Origin of the sequence: Pseudomonas sp. A014 (assembly GCF_052378495.1) — a bacterium.
GTDB lineage: Bacteria > Pseudomonadota > Gammaproteobacteria > Pseudomonadales > Pseudomonadaceae > Aquipseudomonas > Aquipseudomonas machongensis.
The window spans coordinates 5,697,347-5,724,346 of the sequence record NZ_CP199001.1 but is presented as its reverse complement, the minus strand read 5'-3'; the positions used below and the strand labels follow the sequence as shown (position 1 = coordinate 5,724,346).

The 27,000-nt window shown below is 64.1% G+C and carries 27 protein-coding genes; 13 read left to right on the top strand and 14 right to left on the bottom strand.

All coding sequences use genetic code 11. From position 1 onward, the window contains the following. The gene (gene trmB / locus ACTYOL_RS26400) at positions 1 to 723 is read left to right on the top strand and encodes a tRNA (guanosine(46)-N7)-methyltransferase TrmB (protein WP_054891167.1); all 723 of its coding nucleotides are present in this window, start codon (positions 1 to 3) and stop codon (positions 721 to 723) included. A 56-nt stretch (positions 724 to 779) separates the two neighbouring features. On the opposite strand, the gene ACTYOL_RS26395 is transcribed toward trmB, so the two are convergent. The 9 genes from ACTYOL_RS26395 to ACTYOL_RS26355 all read right to left on the bottom strand — a co-directional run bounded on the left by ACTYOL_RS26395 (position 780) and on the right by ACTYOL_RS26355 (position 7,343). Then, positions 780 to 1,106, bottom strand: a complete 327-nt coding sequence (locus ACTYOL_RS26395) for a DUF3392 family protein (RefSeq protein ID WP_054891168.1) — start codon at positions 1,104 to 1,106, stop codon at positions 780 to 782. 9 nt (positions 1,107 to 1,115) lie between these two features. Then, positions 1,116 to 2,294 carry a radical SAM family heme chaperone HemW gene (gene hemW, locus ACTYOL_RS26390; protein WP_444757326.1) on the bottom strand — a complete coding sequence of 393 codons (1,179 nt, stop codon included), beginning with the start codon at positions 2,292 to 2,294 and terminating at the stop codon, positions 1,116 to 1,118. Continuing rightward, on the bottom strand, positions 2,291 to 2,887 hold the full coding sequence (rdgB, locus tag ACTYOL_RS26385) for an RdgB/HAM1 family non-canonical purine NTP pyrophosphatase (protein WP_054891170.1): 597 nt from the start codon (positions 2,885 to 2,887) through the stop codon (positions 2,291 to 2,293). Before rdgB ends, hemW begins: the two co-directional genes overlap by 4 nt. Then, positions 2,884 to 3,318, bottom strand: coding sequence for a DUF4426 domain-containing protein (locus tag ACTYOL_RS26380; RefSeq protein ID WP_063541623.1), 435 nt, complete (start codon positions 3,316 to 3,318; stop codon positions 2,884 to 2,886). The genes rdgB and ACTYOL_RS26380 overlap by 4 nt, the downstream gene beginning before the upstream one ends. A gap of 24 nt (positions 3,319 to 3,342) precedes the next feature. Beyond that, positions 3,343 to 3,963 (bottom strand): methionine biosynthesis protein MetW, encoded by a 621-nt coding sequence (metW, locus tag ACTYOL_RS26375; RefSeq protein ID WP_063541621.1) that lies wholly within the window; start codon positions 3,961 to 3,963, stop codon positions 3,343 to 3,345. 7 nt (positions 3,964 to 3,970) lie between these two features. Continuing rightward, positions 3,971 to 5,110 (bottom strand): homoserine O-succinyltransferase MetX, encoded by a 1,140-nt coding sequence (metX, locus tag ACTYOL_RS26370; RefSeq protein WP_054891173.1) that lies wholly within the window; start codon positions 5,108 to 5,110, stop codon positions 3,971 to 3,973. Positions 5,111 to 5,198: 88 nt separating this feature from the next. After that, positions 5,199 to 5,789, bottom strand: coding sequence for a YggT family protein (locus ACTYOL_RS26365; protein WP_054891174.1), 591 nt, complete (start codon positions 5,787 to 5,789; stop codon positions 5,199 to 5,201). Between the two features lie 10 nt (positions 5,790 to 5,799). Beyond that, positions 5,800 to 6,618, bottom strand: coding sequence for a pyrroline-5-carboxylate reductase (gene proC / locus ACTYOL_RS26360; RefSeq protein WP_444757325.1), 819 nt, complete (start codon positions 6,616 to 6,618; stop codon positions 5,800 to 5,802). A 38-nt stretch (positions 6,619 to 6,656) separates the two neighbouring features. Beyond that, positions 6,657 to 7,343, bottom strand: a complete 687-nt coding sequence (locus ACTYOL_RS26355) for a YggS family pyridoxal phosphate-dependent enzyme (RefSeq protein ID WP_063541619.1) — start codon at positions 7,341 to 7,343, stop codon at positions 6,657 to 6,659. Positions 7,344 to 7,408: 65 nt separating this feature from the next. Here ACTYOL_RS26355 and ACTYOL_RS26350 point away from each other — a divergent pair, with 65 nt between their 5' ends. Then, entirely contained in the window at positions 7,409 to 8,410 is a 1,002-nt protein-coding gene (locus ACTYOL_RS26350; RefSeq protein WP_444757324.1) for a type IV pilus twitching motility protein PilT, read from the top strand. Between the two features lie 56 nt (positions 8,411 to 8,466). Here the strand turns inward: ACTYOL_RS26350 and ACTYOL_RS26345 are convergent, their stop codons facing one another. Then, entirely contained in the window at positions 8,467 to 9,099 is a 633-nt protein-coding gene (locus tag ACTYOL_RS26345) for a C40 family peptidase (protein ID WP_054891178.1), read from the bottom strand. A 168-nt stretch (positions 9,100 to 9,267) separates the two neighbouring features. Between ACTYOL_RS26345 and ACTYOL_RS26340 the strand changes: the two genes are divergently transcribed. After that, a complete protein-coding gene (locus ACTYOL_RS26340) occupies positions 9,268 to 9,687 on the top strand; it encodes an NINE protein (RefSeq protein WP_065863958.1) in 420 nt (139 codons plus the stop codon). A 47-nt stretch (positions 9,688 to 9,734) separates the two neighbouring features. Here the strand turns inward: ACTYOL_RS26340 and ACTYOL_RS26335 are convergent, their stop codons facing one another. The 3 genes from ACTYOL_RS26335 to ACTYOL_RS26325 all read right to left on the bottom strand — a co-directional run bounded on the left by ACTYOL_RS26335 (position 9,735) and on the right by ACTYOL_RS26325 (position 14,523). Beyond that, positions 9,735 to 10,433: an SPOR domain-containing protein gene (locus ACTYOL_RS26335; RefSeq protein WP_054891179.1), complete on the bottom strand. Its 699-nt coding sequence runs from the start codon at positions 10,431 to 10,433 to the stop codon at positions 9,735 to 9,737. Between the two features lies 1 nt (position 10,434). Next, positions 10,435 to 12,171 carry an arginine--tRNA ligase gene (argS, locus tag ACTYOL_RS26330; protein ID WP_054891180.1) on the bottom strand — a complete coding sequence of 579 codons (1,737 nt, stop codon included), beginning with the start codon at positions 12,169 to 12,171 and terminating at the stop codon, positions 10,435 to 10,437. Between the two features lie 132 nt (positions 12,172 to 12,303). Beyond that, a complete protein-coding gene (locus ACTYOL_RS26325) occupies positions 12,304 to 14,523 on the bottom strand; it encodes a primosomal protein N' (protein WP_444757323.1) in 2,220 nt (739 codons plus the stop codon). A 167-nt stretch (positions 14,524 to 14,690) separates the two neighbouring features. Between ACTYOL_RS26325 and rpmE the strand changes: the two genes are divergently transcribed. The 3 genes from rpmE to ACTYOL_RS26310 all read left to right on the top strand — a co-directional run bounded on the left by rpmE (position 14,691) and on the right by ACTYOL_RS26310 (position 17,180). Then, the gene (gene rpmE / locus ACTYOL_RS26320) at positions 14,691 to 14,906 is read left to right on the top strand and encodes a 50S ribosomal protein L31 (protein ID WP_054891182.1); all 216 of its coding nucleotides are present in this window, start codon (positions 14,691 to 14,693) and stop codon (positions 14,904 to 14,906) included. Between the two features lie 2 nt (positions 14,907 to 14,908). Further along, positions 14,909 to 15,736 carry a thermonuclease family protein gene (locus ACTYOL_RS26315; protein WP_153773283.1) on the top strand — a complete coding sequence of 276 codons (828 nt, stop codon included), beginning with the start codon at positions 14,909 to 14,911 and terminating at the stop codon, positions 15,734 to 15,736. 175 nt (positions 15,737 to 15,911) lie between these two features. After that, complete coding sequence (locus tag ACTYOL_RS26310) at positions 15,912 to 17,180, top strand: malic enzyme-like NAD(P)-binding protein (RefSeq protein ID WP_054891184.1); 1,269 nt, start codon at positions 15,912 to 15,914, stop codon at positions 17,178 to 17,180. A gap of 129 nt (positions 17,181 to 17,309) precedes the next feature. Here the strand turns inward: ACTYOL_RS26310 and ACTYOL_RS26305 are convergent, their stop codons facing one another. After that, a complete protein-coding gene (locus ACTYOL_RS26305; RefSeq protein WP_420029854.1) occupies positions 17,310 to 19,760 on the bottom strand; it encodes a penicillin-binding protein 1A in 2,451 nt (816 codons plus the stop codon). 173 nt (positions 19,761 to 19,933) lie between these two features. Here ACTYOL_RS26305 and pilM point away from each other — a divergent pair, with 173 nt between their 5' ends. The 7 genes from pilM to ACTYOL_RS26270 all read left to right on the top strand — a co-directional run bounded on the left by pilM (position 19,934) and on the right by ACTYOL_RS26270 (position 26,885). Beyond that, positions 19,934 to 20,818 carry a type IV pilus biogenesis protein PilM gene (pilM, locus tag ACTYOL_RS26300; protein ID WP_444757322.1) on the top strand — a complete coding sequence of 295 codons (885 nt, stop codon included), beginning with the start codon at positions 19,934 to 19,936 and terminating at the stop codon, positions 20,816 to 20,818. Next, positions 20,815 to 21,348, top strand: coding sequence for a PilN domain-containing protein (locus tag ACTYOL_RS26295; RefSeq protein ID WP_197890440.1), 534 nt, complete (start codon positions 20,815 to 20,817; stop codon positions 21,346 to 21,348). The genes pilM and ACTYOL_RS26295 overlap by 4 nt, the downstream gene beginning before the upstream one ends. Before the next feature lie 2 nt (positions 21,349 to 21,350). Beyond that, positions 21,351 to 22,361 (top strand): pilus assembly protein PilP, encoded by a 1,011-nt coding sequence (locus ACTYOL_RS26290; protein WP_444757321.1) that lies wholly within the window; start codon positions 21,351 to 21,353, stop codon positions 22,359 to 22,361. Next, entirely contained in the window at positions 22,315 to 23,553 is a 1,239-nt protein-coding gene (locus tag ACTYOL_RS26285) for a type IV pilus secretin PilQ (protein ID WP_444758180.1), read from the top strand. The genes ACTYOL_RS26290 and ACTYOL_RS26285 overlap by 47 nt, the downstream gene beginning before the upstream one ends. Before the next feature lie 4 nt (positions 23,554 to 23,557). Continuing rightward, a complete protein-coding gene (aroK, locus tag ACTYOL_RS26280) occupies positions 23,558 to 24,076 on the top strand; it encodes a shikimate kinase AroK (protein ID WP_197890436.1) in 519 nt (172 codons plus the stop codon). A 97-nt stretch (positions 24,077 to 24,173) separates the two neighbouring features. Continuing rightward, positions 24,174 to 25,271 carry a 3-dehydroquinate synthase gene (aroB, locus tag ACTYOL_RS26275; protein WP_197890434.1) on the top strand — a complete coding sequence of 366 codons (1,098 nt, stop codon included), beginning with the start codon at positions 24,174 to 24,176 and terminating at the stop codon, positions 25,269 to 25,271. Positions 25,272 to 25,286: 15 nt separating this feature from the next. Beyond that, the gene (locus ACTYOL_RS26270) at positions 25,287 to 26,885 is read left to right on the top strand and encodes an AAA family ATPase (RefSeq protein WP_065863946.1); all 1,599 of its coding nucleotides are present in this window, start codon (positions 25,287 to 25,289) and stop codon (positions 26,883 to 26,885) included. Positions 26,886 to 27,000: the final 115 nt, after the last annotated feature.

The following is a 27,000-nucleotide window of genomic DNA, read 5'->3' as shown; positions in this document are numbered from 1 at the left end:
ATGACTGAATCGCAAGAAACGCCGATCACCGCTGAAGGCGAAGAGCGCCCGCACCGCCGCATCAAGAGCTTCGTGATGCGCGCAGGCCGCATGACCGAAGGCCAGCAACGTGGCCTTGATCAGGGTGGCCCGCTGTTTATCCTGCCCCTGGCCGACAGCCCGGTGGATTATGACCAGGTGTTCGGCCGCTCGGCGCCGCGCACCCTGGAGATCGGCTTCGGCATGGGGCACTCCCTGCTGGAGATGGCCGCTGCTTCGCCTGAGCTGGACTTCATTGGCGTGGAAGTGCACCGCCCGGGTGTTGGCGCGCTGCTCAACGGCGTGCTGACCCAAGGTCTGAAGAACCTGCGGGTGTACGACTGCGACGCCATCGAGGTGCTCAACCGCTGCGTGGCCGACAACAGCCTCGATCGCCTGATGCTGTTCTTCCCCGATCCTTGGCACAAGGCGCGCCATCACAAGCGCCGCATCGTCCAGCCCGAGTTCGCCGAGTTGGTACGGCGCAAACTCAAGGTCGGCGGTGTGTTCCACATGGCCACCGACTGGGAGCCCTATGCCGAGCACATGCTGGACGTGATGAAGGTCGCGCCGGGCTACCGCAACCAGGCGGCTGACGGCGCTTATGTGCCGCGGCCTGAAGAGCGGCCGATCACCAAGTTCGAGCGTCGCGGCGAGCGGCTCGGGCATGGCGTCTGGGATTTGAAGTTCGAGAAGCTGGACTGATCGAAAAAACGCCCTGAGAAGGGCGTTTTTCATTTGGCTGGCCTGTAAGCGTGGGGTTAACCGCGACGATCCGCCACCACGCCGATGAGCACCAGCACCACCAGCAGCACCGGCGCCAGCGCATAGTTGTTGAATTGCGCCAGCGCCTTCACCACCCAGGGCGTGGCATAGATCAGCGCCGCGCCGCTGCCGATCATCACCAGCAGCGCCATGAAAGGCACGCGCAGGGCGCCAGCGAGGCCACCCAGGCGCTGATCGACCCAGCCTTTGAGGTCGGTGCCGAACAACACCAGCAAGCACCCCACGAGCGCCAGCGAAATTTCTGACAGGTTGCTGCGGCTCCAGCGGGAAACGGTCGAGAGCAGGTCGAGTACCAGGTCCATGGGTCATCCTTAATTCAAGAAGTACTGCAGCAGGTCGTTGAGGAACAACTGGCCCCGCGGTGTCGCCGCCAGTCGATCGGGTTCGACCTGCAGTAGGCCCTTTTGTTCGGCAGCACGGCGTGCTTCTGCCAACTGTGCCAGCGGCAGGCCGGTGCGTCGGGTGAAGAGTTCGGCCTCCACGCCATCGGTCAGGCGCAGGGCATTCATCAGGAATTCGAACGGCAGCTCATCGGCGGGCAGCAGCTTCTCGCCGGCTTTGAAGGGCTTCGCCGGGTTGAGGTAGTCCTTGGGCAGGCGGGTCTTCCAGGTGCGCAGGATACGCCCGTCCGGGAACGACAGCTTGCCATGCGCCCCCGCGCCGATGCCGATGAAGTCGCCAAAGCGCCAGTAGTTGAGATTATGCCGTGCTGCGCGTCCTGGCTGAGCGTAGGCCGAAACTTCGTACTGGTGGTAGCCATGTTCGGCCATCAACGCTTGGCCGGCCTCCTGGATGTCCCAGAGGATGTCGTCCTCGGGCAGTTCGGGCGGCTGGTTCCAGAATACGGTGTTCGGTTCCAGGGTGAGCTGGTACCACGACAAGTGCGTAGGCGCGAGTGCGATGGCCTGGCGCAGGTCACCCAGCGCCTCGTCCAGCGACTGGTCCGGCAGGCCGTGCATCAGGTCCAGGTTGAAGTTGTCGAAACCTGCTGCGCGGGCCATGTCTGCAGCGCGCACGGCCTCGTCGCCGTTGTGGATGCGCCCGAGCTTTTCGAGCTTGCTCGGCTGGAAGCTTTGCACACCGATGGATAGACGGTTGATGCCGGTCTGGCGGTAGGCCTTGAACTTGTCCTGCTCGAAGGTACCGGGGTTGGCTTCGAGGGTGATCTCGATGTCCGGGGCGAACGGGATCCGTTGCTCGATGCCTTGCAGCAGGCGCCCCAGCGAGGCGGCACTGAACAGGCTTGGCGTGCCGCCGCCGAAGAAGATCGTGCTGATCGGGCGGCCCTGCACCGCGGGCAGCTCCTGGTCCAGGTCGGCGAGCAGGGCGTCGATGTAGTCGTCTTCGAGCAGCGTCGGGCCGGCCTGGTGCGAGTTGAAGTCGCAATAGGGGCACTTGCGCACGCACCAGGGGATGTGGATGTACAGCGACAGCGGCGGGCGCTCTGGAAGGATCAGGCCCGCCGGCTGCAGGGACGGCTGTTCGGTCATGCCAGGCCCAGACGCTGACGCAGCAGGGCCATGGCGCGGGCGCGATGGCTGAGCTGGTTCTTCTCGAGCGGTGCGAGGTCGGCGCTGGAGCAGTTGCGCTCCGGTACCCAGAACAGTGGGTCGTAGCCGAAGCCATGGTCGCCGCTGGCCTCGAACAGGATGCGACCGTGCCACAGGCCTTCGCAGAGAATCGGCAGAGGGTCGTCGGCATGGCGCACCAGGGCCAGGACGCAGACGAACTGCGCGCCGCGCTGCTCCTCGGGCACGTCCTTCAGGGCATCGAGCAGCTTGGCGTTGTTCGCCGCATCACCCTTGCCGTCGGCATAGCGAGCCGAGTAGATGCCCGGTGCGCCGCCCAGGAAGTCCACCGCCAGCCCCGAGTCGTCCGCCAGTGCCGGCAGACCGGAAAGGCGCGCGGCGTTGCGGGCCTTGAGAATGGCGTTCTCGACGAACGACAGGCCGGTCTCCTCCGGCTCGACCTGGCTGAATTCGCCGATCGAGCGCAGTTGCACGGAGCCGCCAAGCATGGCCTGGAGCTCTTTCAGTTTGCCGGCATTGTGGCTGGCCAATACGAGTTGCTGGAAATTCATCATTCGCCTGGGAACACTTCCTGGTTGAAGCTGAGTGTGTGGCTGAGGCCGCCGGTTTCGATGTTGAGGTCGAAGGTCAGGGTTTCAGCCTGTGCGATCTTGAACTGGGCGATGTAGTACACCGCACCTTGGTCGGTGATCTGCCTGAACGACAGCGGGCTGCTGCGGCCGGTGAGGTCCTTGACCGTGCCGCTGACCACCGCCGTGCCAGGCTTGCCGGCCTTGAGCACAGCGATGTTGAGCACGCCCTGATTCTTGCTGCGGACAAGGCCGGTGGCTGCGGCGATGTCCGGCTGCAGCATGCTCGAGGTGAAGGCGCTGTAGTGCACCGTGACGTCGCCGAAGTCCTGCTTGCGCTCGGGACGGGCGGCGTCGGCAGCCAGCACTGGCCAGGCCAGGCACAGGCTGATCAGCAAGAGAGCGAGACGACGCATGGTGCCATTCCTCCGATAGGTGGATCAGACCGCGACCTGGTGCTCCTGCAGCCCAGGACTACTGACCCGATAGATGCCGATCTCTCCCAGAAGATTAGGCCAAAGCCGACCGCCCCACCCGTTGCGGTGACGGTTGTCGACGGCCAGGCGATCGAGCACCTTGGCATTGCGCTCGTGGCACAGGTTCTCGAAGTCTTCGAAGGTGCAGAAGTGGATGTTCGGGGTGTTGTACCAGGTGTAGGGCATGAAGTCCGACACCGGCATGCGTCCTTTGGTGGCCAGGTACCAACGGCAGCGCCAGTGGCCGAAATTGGGGAAGGTGATGATGCACTGGCGGCCTACCCGCAGCATCTCGTCGAGAATGCGGTCGGGATATTCCACGGCCTGCAGGGCCTGGGTCATGACCACCACGTCGAAGCTGTTGCTGGCAAAGTTGCCCAGGCCCTTGTCCAGGTCTTGCTCGATGACGTTGACGCCCTTGTTTACGCACTCGGCGATGTTGTCGGCGTCGATCTCCAGGCCATAGCCGGTGACGTTCTTGCGATCACGCAGCGAGGCCAGCAGTTCGCCATTGCCGCAGCCCAGGTCGAGTACCCGGCTGCCGGCGGGGATCCAGTCGTGGATGATTTCCAGGTCGGCTCTCATGCGGTCCTCAGAGGGTGATGCGGTTCATGTAGTTCGCGAAACCCTGCATGTAGCGCGGGGTCGGGATGAGGAAGGCGTCGTGGCCGTAGGGCGAGTCGATGTCCAGGTAGCAGACGTTCTTGCGCGCAGCCATCAGGGCATCGACGATCTCTCGCGAGCGTGCTGGCGAGAAGCGCCAGTCGGTGGTGAACGACATGATGCAGTAATGCGCGGTGACATGCGCCAGCGTGGCGGCCAGGTCGCCATCGTGGGCGGCGGCCGGGTCGAAGTAGTCCAGCGCCTTGGTCATCAGCAGGTAGGTGTTGGCATCGAAGCGCCCCGAAAACTCCTCGCCCTGGTAGCGCAGGTAGCTCTCGACCTGGAACTCGACGCTGTGGAAGTCGTAGTTGAGCTTGTCGCTCTTGAGCTCACGGCCGAATTTCTCGCCCATCGAGTCGTCGGACAGGTAGGTGATGTGCCCGACCATGCGCGCCAGCATCAGCCCGCGCTTGGGGATCACGCCCTGGTCCTGGAACGAACCGCCGTGGAACTCGGGGTCTGTGAGGATGGCCTGGCGTGCCACTTCGTTGAAGGCGATGTTCTGTGCCGACAGCTTGGGCGCCGAGGCGATGTCCACGCAGTGGCGCACGCGATCGGGGTAGGTGATGGTCCACTGCAGCGCCTGCATGCCGCCCAGGCTACCGCCGACGATGGCGGCCCAGGTCTGGATGCCGAGGCGATCGGCCAGGCGGGCCTGGCTGTGTACCCAGTCTTCCACGGTCAGGACCGGGAAGTCCGCGCCATAGGGCTTGCCGGTAGCCGGGTTGAGGCTGCTCGGGCCGGTGCTGCCATTGCAGCCGCCGAGGTTGTTCAGGCTGACCACGAAGAAGCGGTTGGTGTCGATCGGCTTGCCCGGGCCGATGCAACTGTCCCACCAGCCCGGCTTGCGGTCGGTGGCAGCGTGGTAGCCGGCGGCGTGGTGGTGACCGGACAGTGCGTGGCAGATCAGCACGGCATTGCTGGCGCTGGCGTTGAGCTGGCCATAGGTTTCGTAGATGAGTTCGTACGAGGCCAGCGCGCGGCCACAGGCCAGGGCCAGCGGTTCATCGAACCGGGCGATCTGGGGGGTTACCAGACCGACGGAATCTTCGGGAAAGACAGTGGACATCGACCCTGCTCACGCTTGACGGAAGCGTAAGTCTAAAGAGCGCTACCCCCAGCGGCAAGCAAAGGCTGCCGCTGGATGACGCGGTGGTTCAGATCATCCGCCACAGCTGTTCCGGCATGCCGGCATAGGCAGCCAGTTGTGGCATCAGGAACGACTGGATCACCTGGATGGCGATGAAGGCGAAGATCGGCGAAATGTCCATGCCGCCGAGGTTGGGCACCAGGCGGCGGAACGGCGCCAGCACTGGCTCGCTGATCTGGTAGGCCAGTTCGGCGGCGGGGTTGTGGCTGTTCGGCGCGACCCACGAGACGATCACCATGACGATCATCGCGACCCAGAAAATCTTCAGGAACAGCGAGGTGATGCCGAGAATCGCCCACATCAGCAGGTGCAGGATGTCGCCGAAGGTGCCGTAGGTGACCATCAGCACGAAGGCCATCAGCAGCGCCTGGATCACGATCGCCAGCAGCAGCGAAGAGGTGTCCAGGCCAGCGATGCTGGGAATGACCCGGCGGATTGGCTTGAGCAGCGGTTGGGTGGCGCGCACGGCGAACTGGCTCAGCGGGTTGTAGAAGTCGGCCTTGACCAGTTGCAGCACGAAGCGCAGCAGGACGATCACCAGGTACAGGCTGACCAGGGTTTGCACCACGAAGATCGCGGCGTCGGACAGTGCATTCATCGACAGCTCCTTATTTGCCCAATTGTTCGGCCAGCTCGGCGGAGCGCGTGGCCGCAGCCTGCAGCGCCTGCTCGACGATGGCCTCGAAACCGTTGGCCTGGAACGACTTGATCGCCGCTTCGGTCGTGCCGGCCGGCGAGGTGACGCGGCGGCGCAGTTCGGCGGCATCGACATCGCTGGCAACCGCCATGTGCGCGGCGCCCAGGGCAGTCTGCAGGGTCAGTTGCGAGGCGGTTTCACGCGGCAGGCCGAACTTCTCGCCAGCAGCGGTCATGGCCTCGATCAGCAGGAAGAAATACGCCGGGCCGCTGCCGGAGACCGCGGTCACGGCGTCCAGCTGCTGCTCCTGTTCCAGCCACAGGGCGGTGCCGACCGCAGTCAGCAGTTGCTCTGCCTGCTGGCGTTGTTCGCCGGAGACCTGAGCGGTGGCGTACAAGCCGCTGGCACCTTGGCGCAGCAGCGATGGCGTGTTGGGCATGCAGCGCACCACCGGGATTTCGCCCAGCCAGCTCTGCAGGCTCTGGCAGGTGATGCCGGCAGCGATGGAGACCACCAGTTGGCCCGGCGCCAGGGTTGGTTTCAGGGTCTCGCACACGGCTTTCATGACCTGTGGCTTGACCGCCAGCACGATCACGTCCACGCCATCGATGGCCTGGGCGTTGCTTTCGAAGGTTTCGATGCCGTGCTCGGCCTTGATCCGGGCGCGGGTCTCGGCACCCGGGTCGCTGGCGCGGATCTGCGCGGCGTCCAGGCCCTGGGCGCGCAGGCCGCCGATCAGGCTGGCGGCCATGTTGCCGGCGCCGATGAAGGCAATACGAGTCTTGCTCATGTCAGGTCCTTGAAGGAGAGAGTGAGTAAAGCATGGAATCAGGGCTGGCCGTAGTCGCGGGCGCCGAACAGGGCGGTGCCGATACGGACCCAGGTCGCACCCTGGGCGATGGCCGCTTCCAGGTCGTGGCTCATGCCCATGGACAGCGTGTCCAGGCCAAGGCCCAGGTTTTCCTGTAACTGGCGCAGGCGGGCGAAGGCGGCCTCCTGGGTAGCGCGGTCGTCGCTGGGCTCGGGAATCGCCATAAGCCCGCGCAGACGCAGGTTGGGCAGTTCGGCCACGGCCTGGGCCAGTGCCGGCAGATCGGCCGGGGTGCAGCCGGATTTGCTGTCTTCGCCGCTGACGTTCACCTGCAGGCAGACGTTCAGCGCTGGCAGGCCGCTGGGGCGCTGCTCGCTCAGGCGTTGGGCGATTTTCAGGCGATCCACGCTGTGTACCCAGTCGAAGTGTTCGGCAATGGCCTTGGTCTTGTTCGATTGGATGGGGCCGATGAAGTGCCAGATCAAGGGCAGGTCGCGCAATTCATCTTGCTTGGCCAGGGCTTCCTGCAGGTAGTTCTCGCCGACGTCGCGTACGCCAGCGGCGTGGATTTCGCGAATGGCGGTGGCGGGCTTGGTCTTGCTCACGGCCAGCAGGTGTACGCTGGCGGTGTCGCGTCCAGCGGCTCGGGCCGCGTTGTCGATGCGTTCGCTGATAGCGCGAAGGTTGTCTGCTAGGGTGGACATGGATCGATGCCGGCAGCTCAGTGGTGTGCGGCATTCTACCTGCTTGATGGCCTTTGGGGAGTCTCATGGATGTGACCGACCTGTTAGCCCGAGCCGTGGCGGCGGGGGCTTCGGACCTGCACCTGGCTGCGGGCGAGGCGCCGCTGTGGCGCCTGGATGGCGAATTGCAGCGCCTGGCGTTGCCTGCCTTGCAAAGCGAAATGATCGAGAAAGGCTTGGCGCCCTGGCTCGATGCTGATCAGCGGCGCCTGTGGCTGGCGGCTGAGGAAATCGATCTGGCCCTTGATCTGCCTGGGCTTGGCCGTTTTCGTCTGAACCTGTACCGGCAGTATCGGGGGTTGGCCGCAAGCCTGCGGCTGATACCTGCACAGATGCCAACGGTCGAAGAACTCGACCTCATGGAAGTGTATCGAGTCATTGCCCAGTGCCGTGATGGCCTGGTGCTGGTGGGTGGTCCGACCGGCAGTGGCAAGTCCAGCACACTGGCTGCGTTGATCGCGCAGCTTGATCGTGAGCGCTCAAACCACATCCTCACATTGGAAGATCCGGTCGAATTCGTGCACCGCGCCGAGCGCTGCCTGATCACTCAGCGCGAGATCGGCCGCCACAGTCGCGATTTTGCCCAGGGGTTGCGCAGTGCCCTGCGCCAGGATCCGGATGTGATCATGATCGGGGAATTGCGTGACCTGGAGACCATTCGTCTGGCGCTGCGAGCGGCGCAGACCGGGCATCTGGTGCTGGCCACGGTGCATACGCGAACAGCGGCGAGCAGCATCGATCGCCTGGTGGACGTGTTCGCCGCCGAAGAGAAGCCGCTGGTGCGCGCCATGTTGGCCGAGTCGTTGCGTCTGGTGGTGGCGCAGGTGCTGATGCGTCGAGTAGGCGGTGGTCGTGTGGCGGCGCGGGAGGTATTGGTGGCGACGCCAGCGGTGCGCAACCTGATTCGCGAAGGGCGGTTGGCGCAGTTGCAGTCGGTGATGCAGACCGGCACGGCGCAGGGGATGGTGACGATGGAAGGGGCGATGCAGGCGTTGATGAAGCGGGGAGTGATCGACGGGACTGGGTGAAACTGCTGGCCTCTTCTTGGGTTTGCCCGCGAAGAAGCCAGAGAGAGAAACCTACCTCAACGCTTGGCCAGCCGCAGCGCCTCCTGCTCCTTGGGCAGCACGCGCTTGGCAACCACATAATGCTTCTGCCAGTACGGCTTCTCGAGGCTGTCGATGCTCACCCGCTTGCCGGTGCGCGGCGCGTGGATGAAGCGGTCGTTGCCCAGGTAGATGGCAACGTGATTGACCCGACGACTCTTGATGTTGAAGAAGATCAGGTCGCCGGGCTTGAGGTCATCCCGCGCCACTTTCACGCCATGCCCTTGGGCCATGGCGTTCGAGGTGCGTGGCAGATCGACGTCGGCGACATCGTTGAAGGCGTACTTGACCAGGCCGCTGCAGTCGAAGCCCTTGCCAGGCGTGCTACCGCCCCAGCGGTAGGGGGTGCCGAGCACGTTGACGGCACGGCTGAGTACTTCGCTGCTCTGCTTGGGCGACATCGCCGCCACTTTCAGCGCGTGGTTCTTCGCGGCATTGGCCGGACGCGCACGCAGGCTGACCTGCTTGGCGGGGGTGCGTTTCACGGAAACATCGGCGTTGGAGGTGTAGCCAGTGAATCCGTTGGGGAGTCGTTGCTCACGGTTGGTGGCGTGGGCGGCCAGGGGTAACAATAGGCAGAGGGTCAGCCATGTCTTGAAGAAAGGCGGCATAGTTGAAGCTCTTTATGGATGTTTATAGATGTTGGCGCGCAACTTTATAACAGCTTTTTGATCAAAATCTGATCCGTTGGTCGTGTGGCTGGGTACCATACGTCGGGGCAAAACGAAAAAGTCACATTTTTCGTTAGAAAATTTTCGGCTATCCCACGAGGGTTTTGAATGAATACGTATCAACAGGGTGCGCCGCTTCATGACACGCACAGCAAGGTCATCGGGTACCTGCTGTGGATCTTCGGCTTCACCGGCTCGCACCGTTTCTACTACGGCAAACCGATCACCGGGACGATCTGGTTCTGCACGCTGGGCTTGCTGGGTATCGGCTGGCTGATCGACCTGTTCCTGATCCCGTCCATGGACCGCGAGGCTGACCTGCGGTTCCAGCCAGGGCCGGTGAACTACAGCGTGGCGTGGGTGCTGCTGACGTTCCTGGGTATTTTCGGCATTCACAGGCTTTACCAGGGCAAGTGGATCAGCGCACTGATCTACCTGTTTACCGGCGGCCTGTTCCTGATTGGCGTGCTGTATGACTTCTGGACCCTCAACACCCAGGTTTCCGAGGTCAATGGCAAGCAGCGCTGACTCCCTCAGAAAAAAGGCCTTGTCGCAGTGCGGCAAGGCCTTTTTCGTTACTGGCGGGTCTGTCGCTGCTGCAGCAGCAGGTTGCTGAAACCTGCTCCAGCCAGCTGCTTCTGTGCCACGGTCAGTTGTTCACGGTTGCTGAACGGACCGACCAGTACGCGGTACCAGGTTTCTTCCTTCACCGTCCCCGATTCCACCTTGACCACCTGGCCGAGCAGGATGATCTGCGCACGTACCTTGTCGGCATCGGCTTCCTTGCGGAACGAACCGGCCTGGAGGAAGAACTGCGTGGTCGCTGCAGGCTTGATCACTGGTGGAGCCGGTGGCGGCGTCTGCCCCGACAGCGCAGCCTGGGCTCGGGCCGTGTCGATCTTCGCGGCTTCGGCAGGAGTGACCGGCGTGACCGGCTGGGCCGGCACGGGCGGCGTCTTCTCCGGCACCGCTTCAGGCGGCACGATCACTTCCGACTCTGGCAGCAGGGTGTAGAAATCGTACTTGGGCTTGATCGGCTGCGGCGTGGTCGGCGTGCTGCCTTTGGCCGCCTCGGCGACCTTGGCGGGCTTCTGCTGTTCAGGCTTGGCACGCTTGATGTCGTCGCCGCCGGGCTCGAGCTTCATCAGGAATACGATGAATGCGCCTACGGTCAGGCCGACCGCCAGCCAAACCCAACCCGGGATCGGCTGTTTGGCGGGTGGCTGGTGACGGCTGGCGCCGCGCTTGGGCGCGGGTTTTTTCTTGGCAGCCAACTTACATGCGCTCCAGGGTTTCCAGGCCGAGCAGCTCCAGGCCCTGCTTGAGAGTACGGCCGGTCAGCGCGGCGAGACGCAGGCGGCTCTGCTGCTGTTCGACGGTTTCGGCGGTGAGGATCGGGCAGTTCTCGTAGAAGCTGGAGAACAGGCCGGCCAGGTCGTAGAGGTAGCTGCACAGCACGTGTGGGGTGCCTTTTTCGGCGACGTTGTTCAGCGTTTCGCCGAACTGTGCCAGGCGAGCCGCCAGGTCCTGCTCGTGGGCAGCCTGCAGCACGATGTCGCCCTCGACTTCGTCGAAGCCCTTGCCCAGCTTGCGGAACACGCCGGCCACGCGGGTATAGGCGTAAAGCAGGTAGGGCGCGGTGTTGCCTTCGAAGTTGAGCATCAGTTCGAAGTTGAAGCTGTAGTCGCTGGTACGGTGCTTGGACAGGTCGGCGTACTTCACCGCGCCGATCCCGACCACTTCACCGATGTGGCGCAGTTCGTCCTCGGCCAGGCTCGGGTTCTTTTCCTTGACCAGCGCGTAGGCGCGCTCCTTGGCTTCGCTCAGCAGGTCGATCAGCTTCACGGTGCCGCCGTCGCGGGTCTTGAACGGACGGCCATCGGCGCCGTTCATGGTGCCGAAGCCCATGTGCTCCATTTTCATCGGGTGCCCGACGAAGCCGGCGCGGCGAGCCACTTCGAAAACCTGGTTGAAGTGCAGCGCCTGACGCTGGTCGACGAAGTACAAGGCGCGATCGGCCTTGAGCACATTGCTGCGGTAGCGCACCGCAGCCAGGTCGGTGGTGGCGTAGAGATAGCCGCCGTCGGCCTTTTGCACGATCACCGGCAGTGGCTCGCCTTCGGTGTTCTTGAACTCTTCCAGGAACACGCACTGCGCACCCTGGCTTTCGACCAGCAGACCCTTGGCCTTGAGGTCGGCGACCACGTTGGCGAGGTCGGCGTTGTAGGCACTTTCGCCCATCACGTCGGCCATGGTCAGCTTGACGTTGAGCAGTTCGTAGGTCTTCTGGCAGTGCGACAGCGAGATATCCTTGAAGCGCGTCCACAGCGCCATGCACTCGGGGTCGCCGGCTTGCAGCTTGACCACCAGGCCACGGGCGCGGTTGGCGAAGTCTTCCGATTCGTCGAAGCGCTTCTTCGCCGCGCGGTAGAAGTTTTCCAGGTCCGACAGCTCGTCGCTGGTGATGGGGTTTTCTTCCAGGTAGGCCAGCAGCATGCCGAACTGGGTGCCCCAGTCGCCCACGTGGTTCTGGCGGATCACCTCGTCGCCGAGGAATTCCAGCACGCGCGCGACGCTGTCGCCGATGATGGTCGAGCGCAGGTGGCCGACATGCATCTCCTTGGCCAGGTTTGGCGCCGACATGTCGATGACCACTTTTTCCGCTGCGCCGGCCTTGCGCACGCCCAGGTGGGCATCTGCAAGTGCCGCCTCCAGGCGGTTGGCCAGGGCGTCGGTGTTCTGGAAGAAGTTGAGGAAGCCGGGGCCGGCGATCTCGACCTTGCTGATGTCGGCGCTGGCAGGCAGGGCGGCGATCAGCTTGTCGGCCAGGTCGCGCGGCTTCATGCCTGCCGGCTTGGCCAGCATCATGGCGATGTTGCTGGCGAAGTCGCCGTGGGTCTTGTCGCGGGCGTTTTCCACCTGGATCGCCGGCGTCAGGCCTTCAGGCAACACACCTTCGTTGACGAGTTGGGTGAGGGCTTGCTGGATCAGCTGGCGAATGGTGTCTTTCATCGGGTTCTCTTTTCGACCGCAAGCGCGGTGCAGCGCTTCGATGCGCAGGTGGAAAAACGGAACATTATCCGTGGCCGGGGCTTGATTGCCAACCTTTACGGCTCGCGCAGGATTGCGCTGGCTTTCATGGATTCAGTAGAGATCGACCGGGTCCACATCCAGCGACCAGCGCACCTGCCGTCCCGACGGCATCTGTTCCAACACTAGCAACCAGCTACTGATCAGTCGATGCAGCGGCGCCCGGGCATTGGCCTGGATCAACAGCTGCGCGCGGAAGCGGCCGGCACGGCGCTCCATGGGGGCAGGTACCGGGCCGAGCAGCTCGATGCCGCTCAAGCCCTGCTCTGCCAGCACACCCTCGGCGGCGGCGCAGGCCTCGTCGAGAAAGGCTTCCGCCTGCCCTGGCTTGTGCGCTTCGGCGCGCAGCAGGGCCAGGTGCGAGAAGGGCGGCAGACCGGCGGCGCGCCGCTCGCTCAGGGCTTGCTCGGCGAAGGCGAAATAGCCTTGCTCGGTCAGTTGCACCAGCAGTGGATGCTCGGCCAGGTGGGTCTGCACGATCACCTTTCCAGGCTCCTCGGCCCGCCCGGCGCGGCCTGCGACCTGGACGATCAGCTGCGCCATTCGCTCGCTGGCGCGGAAATCACCCGAGAACAGTCCGCCATCGGCATCGAGAATGGCCACGAGGGTTACCCGCGGGAAGTGATGCCCCTTGGCCAGCATCTGGGTGCCGACCAGAATGCTCGGCTGGCCGCGCTGGATGGTGGTGAACAGGTGGTGCATGGCGTCCTTGCGCGACGTGCTGTCGCGGTCCACGCGCAGGACGGGGTAATCGGGGAACAGGGTCTTCAGGCGCTCTTGGGCGCGCTCGGTTCCGGCGCCGACCGGGCGCAGGTCGACGTGGGCGCACTGCGGGCATTGCAGGGGCAGGCGTTCGTCGTAACCACAGTGGTGACAGCGCAGTACGCCTGAGCGCTGATGCACGGTCATGCGTGCATCGCAGCGTGGACACTCCGACAGCCAGCCGCAGTCGTGACACAGCAGCGTCGGGGCGAAGCCGCGGCGGTTGAGGAACACCAGCACTTGCTGACCGGCTGCCAGGGTCTGGCCGATCGCCTGCTGCAGTGGGCCACTGATGCCGCTGTCCAGCGGCAGGCTGCGTACATCCAGGCGCATGAAGCGCGGCGGGCGGGCGCCGCCGGCGCGCTGGTTCATGCGCAGCAGGCCGTAGCGCCCGCTGTGGGCGTTGTGCAGGCTTTCCAGCGAAGGTGTCGCCGAGCCCAGCAGGATCGGGATGTTCTCCTGGTGCGCGCGGACCACGGCCAGGTCGCGGGCGTGATAGCGCAGCCCTTCCTGTTGTTTGTAGGAGCCGTCGTGTTCTTCGTCGATGATGATCAGGCCCGGGTTCTTCATGGGCGTGAACAGTGCCGAACGTGTGCCGATGATGATGTCGGCCTCGCCATCGCGGGCAGCGAGCCAGGCATCCAGGCGCTCGCGGTCGTTGACGGCCGAGTGCAGCAGGGCGATGCGGGCATTGAAGCGCTGCTCGAAGCGCGCCAGGGTCTGCGGGCCGAGGTTGATCTCGGGGATCAGGATCAGTGCCTGCTTGCCGGCCTCCAGGGTTTCGCGAATCAGCTGCAGGTAGACCTCGGTCTTGCCGCTGCCGGTGACACCGGCCAGCAGGAAGGCGTGGAAGCTGCCGAAGCCTGCGCGCACGGCCTGGAAGGCAGCGCTCTGCTCCTCGTTGAGCGGCAGTTCCGGCTGGGCCAGCCAGCGGTCATGGCGTGGCGCCGGCAGGTGCCGGCGCACCTCGACCTGCACCAGTTCCTTGGCCAGCAGCAGGTCGAGGCTATCTTTGTTCAGCCCGAGTTTGGCCAGCACGCTGTGGGCTACGCCATGAGGGTGCTGGGCGAGGGTCTGCAAGGCCTCTTTCTGGCGCGGTGCCCGGGCGATACGTGGGTCGTCCAGGCGCGCGCCGGGGGTCGCATGCCAGAAACGCTCCTGGCGCACTTCGGCTGCTTCGCCCTGACGCAGCAACACCGGCAATGCCCAGCTCAGGGTGTCGCCCAGGCTGTGCTGATAGTAGTGGGCGGTCCACAGGCACAGCTTGAACAGTGCCGGAGGCAGCGGCGAGACCGGGTCGAGCAGCATGCTCGCTGGCTTGAGCTTGTCGGCGGGGACTTCGCTCTGCTCGCAGACCTCCACCAGCACGCCGATCATCTCGCGACGGCCGAACGGTACGCGGATGCGCATGCCGGGTGTCAGTTGCTGGCGTGCCATGGCGGCCGGGGCCCGGTAGTCGAACAAGCGACGCAGGGGCGAGGGCAGGGCAAGGCGCAGGATGACGTCGGACACGCGGCAGGTCTTCGTAGCTGGTCGGGAATCGCACGAGCCTAGCAGACGACGGCCGGTGCAAGCGACAACTTGCGCTGGCCTGGCGGTCTGGTATTATTCGCCGCCTAATTACGTGCGGTATTCAACAATTGGTGTTGGGTGGCGGCACGCAGCTCGAGGAAGTGACCATGAAAGCCGATATTCATCCGAACTACGAAGCAGTTGCTGTCACCTGCAGCTGCGGCAACAAATTCGAAACCCGTTCGACCCTGGGCAACACCCTGGCGATCGACGTTTGCAACCTCTGCCACCCGTTCTACACCGGTAAGCAGAAAGTCCTGGACACCGGTGGTCGCGTACAGAAGTTCGCCGATCGCTTCGGTATGTTCGGTACCAAGAAGTAATCATGCGCACGGCGAGCCCTTCGGGTTTCGCATTGCTGCAAAAGAAGGCGCCCCTCGTGGGCGCCTTTTTTGTGGGCGCAATCTGGCATGTTCCCGCGCAGGCCTTCTGCCCGGTGCCCGAGGCCGTGCAGCCAGTGACGGTGCGTCAGGTCGTCGATGGCGATACCGTGCGTCTGGGGGATGGCCGCAGCGTGCGGCTGATTGGTATCAATGCGCCCGAGATCGGGCGCAAAGGTCGCACCAGCGAGCCCTATGCCGAGGCGGCCAGGCGGCGGCTGGAGGCACTGGTGCAGGCCAGTGATGGCCGGGTGGGGCTGGTGCCGGGTGTGGAACCCAGGGACAAGTACGGGCGCACCTTGGCGCACATCTATGGCCGCAATGGCGACAATCTTGAGGCACGGTTGCTCAGTGAAGGCTTGGCCTATCGCGTTGCGGTGGCACCCAACGTGCGTCTGGTTGGTTGCCAGCAACAGGCCGAACAGGCCGCACGCACAGGTAGGCTCGGGCTCTGGCGGCAGTCGCCGGTCATCGCAGCGGGGCGCCTGAGGCAATCCGGGTTCGCTGTGATCGGCGGCAGGGTGAGCGCGATCGATCGCAATCGAGGAGGCGTCTGGCTGGAGCTTGACGAGGCTGTGGTGCTGCAGGTTCCCGCTCGTCTGCAACGCGCCTTCCCCGACGGTTTCTTCGATAATCTCAAGGGGCGTCAGGTCGAGGCGCGCGGCTGGGTGCTGGACCGTTCCCGCAAGGGCGGGCTCAAGCCTGGGCAGCGACGCTGGCTGTTGCCGCTGAGCGATCCGAGCATGTTGGAGCAGGTTTCGGTGAAAAAATAGTTGTAGACATTATTGGTTTGGATTGTACACACTCAAGGCCGTAAGCCCCGCGGGTTGTAGCGTAAAGTCGTAGGCCAAGGGCCTTGACACATGTGACCGGGCAGTCTTGTCGCCTCCCGGCTCTTTGCGTATCCTCGGCGGTCCGTCAGAACAGTAAACAAGCGGAATGCCCACCATGTCAGACTTGAAAACCGCCGCTCTCGAATATCACGCTCAACCTCGCCCGGGGAAACTGAGCGTCGAACTCTCCAAGCCAACCGCCACCGCCCGTGACCTTGCCCTGGCCTACAGCCCAGGCGTCGCCGAGCCGGTACGCGAAATTGGCCGTGATCCAGAGCTGGCCTACAAATACACCGGCAAGGGTAACCTGGTCGCTGTGATCTCCGACGGTACCGCCATCCTCGGCCTGGGTGACCTCGGCCCGCTGGCCTCCAAGCCAGTCATGGAAGGCAAGGGTGTTCTGTTCAAGCGTTTCGCCGGTATCGACGTGTTCGACATCGAAGTCGAGTCGGAAAGCCCACAGGCCTTCATCGACACCGTTCGCCGCATCTCCATCACCTTCGGTGGCATCAACCTCGAAGACATCAAGGCACCTGAGTGCTTCGAGATCGAGCGTACCCTGATCGAACAGTGCGACATTCCGGTATTCCACGATGACCAGCACGGCACCGCCATCGTGACGGCCGCCGGCATGATCAACGCCCTGGAAATCGCAGGCAAGAAGCTCGAAGACGCCAAGATCGTCTGCCTGGGTGCCGGCGCTGCCGCCATCTCCTGCATGAAGCTGTTGGTCAGCATGGGCGCCAAGGTCGAGAACATCTATATGATCGACCGCAGCGGCGTCATCCACGCTGGCCGCGACGACCTGAACCAGTACAAGGCGCAGTTCGCTCACGCCACCGACAAGCGCACCCTGGCTGATGCGCTGGAAGGCGCTGACGTGTTCGTTGGCCTGTCCGGCCCGAACCTGCTGAGCCCGGAAGGCCTGAAGTCGATGGCTGCCAACCCGATCGTGTTCGCCTGCTCGAACCCGGATCCGGAAATCGCTCCAGAGCTGGCCCACGCCACCCGCAGCGATGTGATCATGGCCACCGGTCGTTCCGACTACCCGAACCAGGTCAACAACGTTCTGGGCTTCCCCTTCATCTTCCGTGGTGCCCTGGACGTTCGCGCCAAGCGCATCAACGAAGAGATGAAGATTGCCGCCGCTATCGCCCTGAAAGACCTGGCCAAGCTGCCGGTTCCGAAGGAAGTGTGCGAGGCCTACGGTGTTGAAGGTCTGGAGTTCGGCCGTGAGTACATCATTCCGAAGCCGCTGGACGCTCGCCTGATCACCGTCGTTTCCGATGCCGTGGCCAAGGCCGCCATCGAATCCGGTGTGGCGACCCTGCCGTATCCGAAGCACTACCCGCTCAAGAGCGTGGATGACGTGTTCAACGGCTGATCCCGTTGTAGCGACATGAAAAAGCCCCGGCTCGCAAGAGTCGGGGCTTTTTGTTGGCCGCTGTTCTACAGATGACCGCTCCACCTGTAGAAGCGACACAAGGCCGCTGCTACAGGTTCAGATCGCTACTCAGAACAGATCCATCGGCGCCGCCTCATCGGCCGGCAGCGGGCTGCCTGGTGCTGAGCCGTTGCCCAGCTCATCTACCGATGGTGGTGAATCCTCGGCCTTGAACAGCTCGAAGTAGGCGTTCGGCGTGCTTGGTGTCGCCGCGCGACCGCTGACCGGATCCACGCGCAGGCTGAGGATACCCTCCGGCTCTGCCGGTGCGTGTTCAGGCTTGCCCTTGAGTGCCGGGCCCATGAAGTCCATCCAGATCGGCAGTGCAACGGTGCCGCCATATTCTCGGCGACCAAGTGTTTCAGGCTGGTCGAAACCGACCCAGACCGTGGTCACGTAGTCGGCGTTGTAGCCGGAGAACCAGGCATCCTTGGATTCGTTGGTGGTACCGGTCTTGCCCGCGATGTCGCTGCGGCCCAGGGCCAGGGCGCGACGGCCAGTGCCACGCTTGATCACGTCCTGCAGCATGCTGGTCAGGATGTAGGTGGTACGGCCATCGACGATGCGCTCGGCAATGGCCGGCGTCTGCGGCGGCGGGGCGATCTGGCCCAGTGCCGAAGGTGCGGTGCCCGGCTGCGGGAGCGTGGTGATCGGCTCTTCGGGCGCGGCGATTCCGGCCTGGTCCTGATTGCCCTGGGGAACGCGCGCCGGGTTGGCGGTGAACAGTGTTTCGCCGTTGCGGCTTTCGACGCGCTCGATCAGGTAGGGGTTGATCTTGTACCCGCCGTTGGCAAAGGTGCTCCAGCCGGTGGCGATTTCCATCGGGGTGAGCGTTGCGGTACCCAGTGCCAGCGACAGGTTGCGCGGCAGGTCCTGCTTGTTGAAGCCGAACTTGGCAATGTAGTCGATGGTGCGGTCGACCCCCATCGCCTGGAGCAGGCGGATCGAGACCAGGTTGCGCGACTTGTACAGCGCCTCGCGCATGCGGATCGGGCCGAGGAAGGTGTTGGTGTCGTTTTTCGGACGCCAGACCTTGTCGAGGTATTCGTCGACGAACACGATCGGTGCGTCGTTGACCAGGCTGGCGGCGGTGTAGCCGTTGTCCAGTGCGGCGCTATAGACGAAGGGCTTGAAGCTGGAGCCTGGCTGGCGCTTGGCCTGCATGGCGCGGTTGTAGTTGCTCTGCTCGAACGAGAAGCCACCGACCAGGGCGCGGATTGCACCGCTGTTCGGGTCAAGCGTGACCAGTGCGCTCTGGGCGCCCGGCACCTGGCTGAACTTGAGCTTGCCGTCGTCCAGGCGTTGCAGGCGCACCAGGTCGCCGATCTGCGCGACATCGGCCGGCGACTGAGGCGCGCGCCCCTGGGCATTGCTGTTGATGAACGGGCGGGCCCACTTCATGGTGTCCCAGGTCACGTCTTCGTCCTGGCCGCCGCGGGTCATGACTTTCAGGCCGGTCTTGTCCACCTGGGTGACGATGGCCGGTTCCAGGCCGCCGAGGGTGCGTTGCTTGCCCAGTTCCTGCTGCCAGGCGGTGCGGGTCTTGCCCGGGAAGCGCGCTTCGGGGCCACGGTAGCCATGGCGCTCGTCGTACTGGGAGAGGCCGTTGAGGACTGCCTTGTTGGCGATTTCCTGCGTGTCGCTGGGCACGGTCGTGGTGACCCGGAAACCTTCGGTATAGGCATCGCTGCCGTAGCGGCCGACCATCTCGGCGCGGGCCATTTCGGCGACGAATGGCGCATTCACCTCAGGTGTCGGTACGTGATAGCTGGCGTTCAGCGGCTCGGCGAGGGCGGCCTGGTAGCTTGCCTCATCGATCTTGCCGAGCTTGTACATGCGGCCGAGGATCCAGTCGCGGCGCTCCTTGGCGCGCACCGGGTTGGCCAGCGGATTGAAGCGCGAAGGGGCTTTGGGCAGGCCGGCGATCATCGCCATCTGCGCCAGGCTGACATCACGGATCGACTTGCCGTAGTACACCTGCGCGGCGGCATCGATGCCGTAGGCGCGGTTGCCCAGGTAGATCTTGTTGACGTACAGCTCGAGGATCTCGTCCTTGGTCAGCTCACGTTCGATCTGCAGCGCCAGGAGGATCTCGTTGGTCTTGCGCGAGAAGCTGCGCTCGCTGGTGAGGAAGAAGTTCTTCGCCACCTGCATGGTGATGGTGCTGCCGCCGGTCTGGATATGACCAGACTTCACAAGTTGGGTCGCAGCGCGCATCAGGCTGCTCGGGTCGACCCCGTAGTGATTGAGGAAATTGTCGTCTTCGGCTGACAGAAGCGCCTGGATGAACTGTGGGGGAATTTCCGCAAAACGGATTGGCGAGCGGCGCATTTCGCCAAACTCGGCAATCAGTTTGCCGTCGCTGCTGTACACCCTCAGGGGGATCTGCAACTGGATGCTTCTGAGCGAGTCGACCGAAGGCAGGCTGGGACTAAGATACAGAAACGCACCACTCAGACCGAGCACGAGCGCGCAGATGACGGCGACGAAAGACCACCAGAAGAACTTCAGCAGACGTATCAAGGCTTTTGGGTGTCCAGGTTGAGAAGTGGAGTGCACGCAGGCCCGGCGGACGGGAAAAAACGCTGGGCATTATAAGCATTTTCGCCCCGCCGGGTCATCGGTCGGTCGGGGCAATGGGCGCAATCGCCCCGGATGGCAAGGGTTTGCCACGGTCATGATAAGGAGCAGCGATGCTTGGACGCTTTGGCAGGGATGCCGGTTCAGTATTGGGGGTGGAAATTGCCTCCGATTCCGTGAGGATTCTTGAGTTGCAGCGGCGACGAGGGCGCCATGAGGTGGCTGCCTGGGTGGTCGAGCCAATCCGGGGGGCTTTGCGGGGTGGTGGCGATACCGAGGTGCAGGCCATGGCCCTGCGTCAGGCGTGGCGCCGTTGTGGCAGCCGGTCTCGACGGGTTGCGTTGGCGGTGCCGGGCTCGCAGGTGATCTGCAAGGTGGGCCAGTTGCCCGCCGCACTGGCGGAGCCTGAACGAGAAGCGCACCTGCTTGCCGATGCCGAGCGCCTTTTCCCTTTCCCGATTGACGATCTGGCCCTGGACTTTCAGGTGCTGGGCATTTCCCAGCAGGCACCCCACATGCTCGATGTGCTGGTCGGGGCCGCTCGCCAGAGCGTTCTGGCGCCGCTGTTGCAACCGTTCGAGGCGGCAGGCCTGGAGGTGGTTGTCGTCGAGGTGGACAGTCTGGCGCTGCGTCGCTTGCAGGCCACCGACAGCTGCCGGCCGCTGCTGCAGGTCGAAGCCGACAGCCTGACCCTGCATGTCTGGCCCGATGGACCCCTGCCTTGGCGAAAGGCGCAGAGGGTCGAGCCTGGCGTGGGTCCGACCGAGTTTCTGGCGCATCTCGAGAGCTTGCTGGAGGGGGATCCTCCGTTCGAGCTGAGCGCAGGGTTGATGGTCGGCGGCGGGGCGGCGACGGACGCTTGCGTGCGGTCGCTGGCGCGGCATTTCGGATTCCCCTGTGAGCGGGTTTGTCCGCAGCGGGTCCATGCGGCTTCGCTGCCAGACCGCTGCGGCGCCATGGTCCTGCCCCTCGGCCTCGCCCTGGGAGTTACGCAATGAGCCTGCGCCTGAACCTGCTGCCATGGCGTGAGCGCCAGCGTCTGGTGGAGCTGCGCAACTTCAGACTGGTGTTTCTGGGCAGTCTGTTCGCAGCGTTTGTCGTGGTCATGCTGGTTGATCGGTTCGCCCATCTGCGCCTGAAGCAGCAAGCCGCTGCCGGTTTGCAGCGTCAGCAACAGCTCCGGTTGCTGGATGGGCAAGTAGCACGCCTCGAGCAACTGCGTGAGGCGCGCGCGGGCCTGGGTAGGCAGGTCGATGCGCTCGGTGCGCTGCGCTCCTCGCAGCAAGGAGTACCGCAGTTGTTGATCGAGATCGAACTGGCGATTCCGCATGGGATGCAACTGACCCGCCTGGACGTGCAGGGCGACCGGCTGCAGATCAATGGCCTAGCGGTTTCTCCTGCGGTGCTGGCCCAGTTCATGCGCGACCTGCAGCGCTCGCCGATACTCCTGGACCTTGAACTCAAGCACGTCTTGGCGCGGGCCGGTGGCGATGCGTTCTCACTCGTGGCCCGGGTGGTGGCCTCCTGAACATGCGTATCGCTGAGATGCTCGTCTGGCACGAGATGGCGGGGCGCTCGCGTATGTACAGGGGCGCGGTTGTAGTCATTGGTGTGTCGCTGGTGCTTGCCTGCGGCTATCAGTTCCGTCTGCAGGAGGTGCGCGCAGCCTATCGTCAAGGCGTGGCGAGCGAAGTCGAGCAGCGGAAGGCGTTGCAGGCGCGGGAGCAACAGGTTCTGGCGCTGGATGACGCCGAGGTGGCGCTGGCGAGCGAGGCGAAGCGGCTGCGGGATGCGCGTTGGCGATTGTCGGGCGGCGAGGGCATGAGCGATCTGCTCGACCAGTTGGCCGTGTCGGGGCGCACCTACGGCCTGGTCTTCGAGCGCCTCGACGTGGAGGAAGAAGTCGAGGGGCCGGGTTACCGCCAGGTGTCCTTGCAGATGCAGGTGAGTGGGCGCTATGCCGCCCTGCGACCCTGGCTGGACGAGTGGCTGGGCCAGTTGCGCCTGCTGCGGGTGACCCGTTTGCAGTTGGAGCCTGCAACAGAACGGCCGGGGTTGCTGCAGCTTCATGTGTGGGTGCAGGCATTTCATGCCGGCGAGGCGCTGCCAATGCCGGCTTCGCTGGCCGATGAGCCCGCTCGGCCCATCGGTCGGACGCCCGCGCTGGACCCATTTGCAGCCTGGTCGTCGCGTCGGCATACGGAGGGGTTGGCGGGGGTGCCACTGGAGCAGTTGGAGATGGTGGGCAGCCTGTCCCGCGCGGGGCAATCCCAGGCGCTGGTGCGCTGGGCCGGGCGTGTTTACCGGGTTGCCAAGGGGGAGCGCCTGGGGCGTGAAGAGGGTGAAGTCATAAAGGTCGACCAGGATCAGGTCGAGATCAGGGAGCGGCTGTTCAACGGTGGCGAGTGGCAAGAGCGCTCAAGCTACCTGACGTTGAGCCGACCCGCAGGCGCAAGGAGCGAACGTGAAAAGACTGCTGATCGGCGTCGTGGCGATGCTGCTGACGCTACGGACAATGGCGGAGCCCCTGTACAAAGGTGAGCCGCTTTCGCTGAATTTCCAGGACGTCGAGGTTCGTGCAGTGCTGCAGGTGCTCGCCGATTATACCGGCATCAACCTGGTGGCCAGTGACACGGTTCAGGGCAATATCACCCTGCGGCTGCACGAAGTGCCCTGGGATCAGGCATTGGAGCTGGTGTTGCGCAGCCGCGGGCTGGCCAAGCGTGAGGAGGGCAATGTGCTGTTGGTCGCCCCCGCCGCAGAGCTCGCCGAGCAGTCGCGCGAGGCGCGCGTCGACCAGGCGCTCGAGGCGCAGTTGCAGCCGCTGCATCGGGAGTTGCTGCCGATTCATCATGCCGATGCGTCCGACCTGGCGAAACTATTGTTGGAGAGCCTCGCGGATGACGAACCTGCGGCAGGGCGCGGCAGTTTGAGCGTGGATTCGCGGACCAACACCCTGATCGCCACCCAGTCGGCCGCGCGCCTGGCTGAGTTGCGGCAACTGGTTGCGGATCTGGATGTGCCGGTGCGCCAGGTGATGATCGAGGCCCGGATCGTCGAGGCCAACGTCGATTACGAGAATGTGCTCGGCATTCGCTGGGGTGCAAAGCTGGGCGGTATGCCAGCGCGGTCAGGCAGTGAGCTGTTTGTCGATCTTGGCGCGCAGGGGGCGACCTCTGGCGTGGGCGTAGGGGTGGTGCGCGGCGATGTGCTGCTTGATCTGGAGCTCAGTGCCATGGAGAAAAGCGGCAATGGCGAGGTCATCTCCCAGCCCAAGGTGGTCACTGCCGACAAGGAAACCGCGCGTATTCTCAAGGGCACCGAAGTGCCGTACCAGCAGTCGAGCAAGAGCGGCGCCACCTCGGTGGCTTTCCGCGAGGCATCGCTGTCACTGGAGGTCACGCCGCAGATCACCCCGGATGGCAAGGTCATCATGGCGGTGCGGGTGACCAAGGACGAGCCAGACTACGTCAATGCCCTCAACGACGTGCCACCGATCCGCAAGAACGAGGTCAATGCCAAGGTGCGCGTGGCCGATGGCGAGACGATTGTGATTGGTGGCGTGTACTCGACGTCGCATAACAATGGAGTGGACAAGGTGCCATTTCTTGGCGATCTGCCGTATGTTGGACGGCTGTTTCGACGCGATGTATTACAAGAGAAAAAATCTGAGCTGCTGGTCTTCCTGACTCCGCGTATCATGAGTGACCGGGCGATTGCTGTGAGTCGTTGATTCTGTGCGAAATTTGATACTTGTAGGGCCCATGGGCGCCGGTAAGAGCACCATCGGGCGCCTTTTGGCCAAAGAGCTGCGCCTGCTGTTCAAGGATTCCGACAAGGAAATCGAGCTGCGAACCGGCGCCAACATCCCGTGGATCTTCGACAAGGAAGGCGAGCCGGGCTTCCGTGATCGTGAGCAGGCGATGATTGCCGAACTCTGCGAGCTCGACGGCGTGGTTGTCGCAACAGGTGGCGGCGCAGTGATGCGCGAGGCCAATCGCCTGGCGTTGCACAGGGGCGGGCGTGTCATCTACCTGCATGCCTCGGTGGAACAGCAGGTCGGCCGTACTGCACGTGATCGCAACCGTCCACTGCTGCGGACCGCCAACCCGGAAGCCACGCTGCGTGCGTTGCTGGAAACGCGCGACCCGCTCTATCGCGAAATCGCCGACCTCGTGGTGGAAACCGACGAACGGCCGCCGCGCATGGTAGTGCTCGATATTCTCGAGCGTTTGCAGCAGTTGCCGCCCCGCTGAGCCGGGACTATCCTCGGCGACCAACGCCGGGGCGACGTTGAACGTTACCGCGCTGGCCGCTCAGGCAAGGCCGCGCCAAAGCACATTGTGGGGATACATGCAGACATTGAAGGTCGATCTGGGCGAACGTAGCTATCCGATCTACATTGGCGAGGGCCTGCTGGACCAGCCCGAGCTGCTGGCGCCGCACATTGCCGGGCGGCAGGTCGCCATCGTCTCCAACGAAACCGTCGCGCCCCTGTATCTCGAGCGGTTGAGCAAGACACTCGGCGCCTGGTCGGTGCTGCCGGTGGTGCTGCCTGACGGCGAAGCCCACAAGAACTGGGAAACCCTCCAGCTGATTTTCGATGCCCTGCTCACGGCCCGCCATGATCGGCGCACCACTGTGGTCGCGCTGGGCGGCGGGGTGATCGGCGACATGGCCGGCTTTGCCGCGGCCTGCTACCAGCGCGGCGTCGACTTCATCCAGGTGCCGACCACGCTGCTGTCCCAGGTGGATTCGTCCGTTGGTGGCAAGACCGGCATCAATCACCCACTGGGCAAGAATATGGTCGGTGCCTTCTATCAGCCCAACGCGGTGCTGATCGACACCACCAGCCTGCGCACCCTGCCAGCCCGCGAGTTGTCGGCGGGCCTCGCCGAAGTGATCAAGTACGGCCTGATCTGCGACGAGCCATTCCTCGGCTGGCTGGAAGACAACATGGCAGCCCTGCGCGAGCTCGATTCCGTGGCTCTGACCGAAGCCATCCGCCGCTCCTGCGCGGCGAAGGCGGCCGTGGTCGGTGCCGACGAGCGCGAGTCTGGCGTGCGCGCCACCCTGAACCTCGGCCACACCTTCGGTCATGCCATCGAAACCCACATGGGTTACGGGGTATGGTTGCATGGCGAGGCCGTCGCTGCCGGGACCGTCATGGCCCTGGAGATGTCCATGCGTCTGGGCTGGATCGACCAGTCGGCGCGTGATCGCGGAATTCGCCTGCTGCAGGATGCAGGCTTGCCGGTGGTGCCTCCACAGGAAATGACCCCGGCGCATTTCATGGAACATATGGCGGTCGACAAGAAGGTGCTCGACGGACGCCTGCGCCTGGTGCTGTTGCGCCAGATGGGCGAGGCCGTGATCACCGACGACTATCCGAAAGAGATTCTTCAGGCCACGCTTGCAGCGGATTACCGCGCGATCGTGGCGCAGCTTTGAGGTTGTGACAGCGCAATGACCAGTTTGCATGCCGATGAGGCGTTCCTCGATCACTACCAGTTGAGTCACGATCCGTTCGCACCTCGGGTGCCCGGATTCAAGTTCTTCCCTGCCCAGCGCAAGCCGGTGCTGGGCCAACTGCATCACCTGGCGCGTTACAGCCACCTGATGCTGGTGGTAACCGGCCCGCTTGGCAGCGGCAAGACCCTGCTGCGCCAGGCCCTGGTGGCCAGCACCAACAAGCAGTCGGTGCAGAGCGTGGTCGTTTCCGCGCGCGGCGCAAGCGATGCTGCCAGCGTGCTGGGCCAAGTAGCCCAGGCGTTGAACGTCGCCCAGCCGGAAGTGCAGGCAATCCTTTCCCAGGTCGTCCAGCTGGCGTTGACCGGGCAGGAAGTCTATCTGCTGGTGGACGATGCGGAACAACTCGACGAGTCGGCACTCCAAGCGTTGCTGGAGCTGGCGGCAGGCGTTCCGGAAGGGCGCCCGCATGTGTTCCTGTTCGGTGAACCTTCGCTGATTGCCGGGCTGGACGAACTCAGTGTCGAGGAAGAGCGCTTCCACATCATCGAGCTCGCCCCCTACAGCGAAGAAGAGACTCGTGAGTATCTGGAGCAGCGCCTGGAAGGTGCTGGCCGGGGCCTTGAAGTATTCAGCGCCGAGCAGATCGCCGATATCCACGAAAACTCCGACGGCTGGCCAGGAAACATCAACCAGGTTGCCCGCGATACCTTGATCGAAGCCATGATCGCTACCCGCAGTACGGAAAAGCGACCATCCATGGGGTTCAAAATGCCTAAGAAACATGTGCTCGCGTTGTCCGCTGTCGTTGTGGTCGCTGTCGCGGCCGCGGTCCTGATGCCCAAGAAAGGGGACAAGGCACCGACCGAAGCACCTGCGGCCCAGGCCCAGTTGCCACTGGGACAGTCGGGCAATGGCGGACCGACCGTCGAATTCTCCGGTTCTTCGCAGCCCATGCCACTGCCGCTGGTAGGGCAGTCGCAGCCGGTCATGCGTGAGCCGCTGGCCCAGGCTGCAGGCATGGGAGATGGCGACGAGGCGGGCCCTGCCGGTGATACTGCACTGCAGCCTTCAGCGCCCTCTGCTGCCGTTCCTCCCACCGTCACCACGACTGCGCCGCCCCAAGGTGTCGCCGCCGGTCCTGCACCCGCTCCGGCCCAGCCGGTTGCGCCTGTGCAGAAACCTGTCGCAACCCAGCCGGTCAAGCCGGTTGCGCCTGCCGCCAAACCAGCGCCGGCCCCGACCCAGGTGGCGACCGCCAAGCCCGCTGCCAAGCCTGCCGAAAAACCCGCCGCCGGTGGCGCAGGCAACAGCGGCTGGTACAGCGGCCAGAAGCCGGGCAACTATGTGGTTCAGGTGTTCGGTACCAGCAATGAATCCGCTGCCCAATCGTTCGTCAGGGAACAGGGTGGCGACTATCGCTACTTCAAGAAAACCCTGCAGGGCAAGCCGCTGTATGTGGTGACCTACGGCAACTTCAGCAGCCGCGATGCCGCAGCTGCGGCAATCAAGAACTTGCCAGCGAAGGTCCAGGCTGGTAAACCTTGGCCTCGTACCGTCGGCAGCGTTCAACAAGAGCTGGCCACGGCCCGCTGATCCTTCCGGGCGGCACTACCCCCGCCGCCCAGTTGCTGAGCGAATCCCGGACTCGACAAAGCCTGCTGTGCTGATGCGCGGCAGGCTTTTCTGTCCCAGACTGCCGGCCACAAGC

What these genes read in the sequence shown, in the direction of transcription:
- trmB (WP_054891167.1), top strand. Translation starts at nt 1, where the DNA reads ATGACTGAATCGCAAGAAACGCCGATCACCGCTGAAGGCGAAGAGCGC.
- ACTYOL_RS26395 (WP_054891168.1), bottom strand. Translation starts at nt 1,106, where the DNA reads ATGGACCTGGTACTCGACCTGCTCTCGACCGTTTCCCGCTGGAGCCGC.
- hemW (WP_444757326.1), bottom strand. Translation starts at nt 2,294, where the DNA reads ATGACCGAACAGCCGTCCCTGCAGCCGGCGGGCCTGATCCTTCCAGAG.
- rdgB (WP_054891170.1), bottom strand. Translation starts at nt 2,887, where the DNA reads ATGATGAATTTCCAGCAACTCGTATTGGCCAGCCACAATGCCGGCAAA.
- ACTYOL_RS26380 (WP_063541623.1), bottom strand. Translation starts at nt 3,318, where the DNA reads ATGCGTCGTCTCGCTCTCTTGCTGATCAGCCTGTGCCTGGCCTGGCCA.
- metW (WP_063541621.1), bottom strand. Translation starts at nt 3,963, where the DNA reads ATGAGAGCCGACCTGGAAATCATCCACGACTGGATCCCCGCCGGCAGC.
- metX (WP_054891173.1), bottom strand. Translation starts at nt 5,110, where the DNA reads ATGTCCACTGTCTTTCCCGAAGATTCCGTCGGTCTGGTAACCCCCCAG.
- ACTYOL_RS26365 (WP_054891174.1), bottom strand. Translation starts at nt 5,789, where the DNA reads ATGAATGCACTGTCCGACGCCGCGATCTTCGTGGTGCAAACCCTGGTC.
- proC (WP_444757325.1), bottom strand. Translation starts at nt 6,618, where the DNA reads ATGAGCAAGACTCGTATTGCCTTCATCGGCGCCGGCAACATGGCCGCC.
- ACTYOL_RS26355 (WP_063541619.1), bottom strand. Translation starts at nt 7,343, where the DNA reads ATGTCCACCCTAGCAGACAACCTTCGCGCTATCAGCGAACGCATCGAC.
- ACTYOL_RS26350 (WP_444757324.1), top strand. Translation starts at nt 7,409, where the DNA reads ATGGATGTGACCGACCTGTTAGCCCGAGCCGTGGCGGCGGGGGCTTCG.
- ACTYOL_RS26345 (WP_054891178.1), bottom strand. Translation starts at nt 9,099, where the DNA reads ATGCCGCCTTTCTTCAAGACATGGCTGACCCTCTGCCTATTGTTACCC.
- ACTYOL_RS26340 (WP_065863958.1), top strand. Translation starts at nt 9,268, where the DNA reads ATGAATACGTATCAACAGGGTGCGCCGCTTCATGACACGCACAGCAAG.
- argS (WP_054891180.1), bottom strand. Translation starts at nt 12,171, where the DNA reads ATGAAAGACACCATTCGCCAGCTGATCCAGCAAGCCCTCACCCAACTC.
- rpmE (WP_054891182.1), top strand. Translation starts at nt 14,691, where the DNA reads ATGAAAGCCGATATTCATCCGAACTACGAAGCAGTTGCTGTCACCTGC.
- ACTYOL_RS26315 (WP_153773283.1), top strand. Translation starts at nt 14,909, where the DNA reads ATGCGCACGGCGAGCCCTTCGGGTTTCGCATTGCTGCAAAAGAAGGCG.
- ACTYOL_RS26310 (WP_054891184.1), top strand. Translation starts at nt 15,912, where the DNA reads ATGTCAGACTTGAAAACCGCCGCTCTCGAATATCACGCTCAACCTCGC.
- pilM (WP_444757322.1), top strand. Translation starts at nt 19,934, where the DNA reads ATGCTTGGACGCTTTGGCAGGGATGCCGGTTCAGTATTGGGGGTGGAA.
- ACTYOL_RS26295 (WP_197890440.1), top strand. Translation starts at nt 20,815, where the DNA reads ATGAGCCTGCGCCTGAACCTGCTGCCATGGCGTGAGCGCCAGCGTCTG.
- ACTYOL_RS26290 (WP_444757321.1), top strand. Translation starts at nt 21,351, where the DNA reads ATGCGTATCGCTGAGATGCTCGTCTGGCACGAGATGGCGGGGCGCTCG.
- ACTYOL_RS26285 (WP_444758180.1), top strand. Translation starts at nt 22,315, where the DNA reads ATGCTGCTGACGCTACGGACAATGGCGGAGCCCCTGTACAAAGGTGAG.
- aroB (WP_197890434.1), top strand. Translation starts at nt 24,174, where the DNA reads ATGCAGACATTGAAGGTCGATCTGGGCGAACGTAGCTATCCGATCTAC.
- ACTYOL_RS26270 (WP_065863946.1), top strand. Translation starts at nt 25,287, where the DNA reads ATGACCAGTTTGCATGCCGATGAGGCGTTCCTCGATCACTACCAGTTG.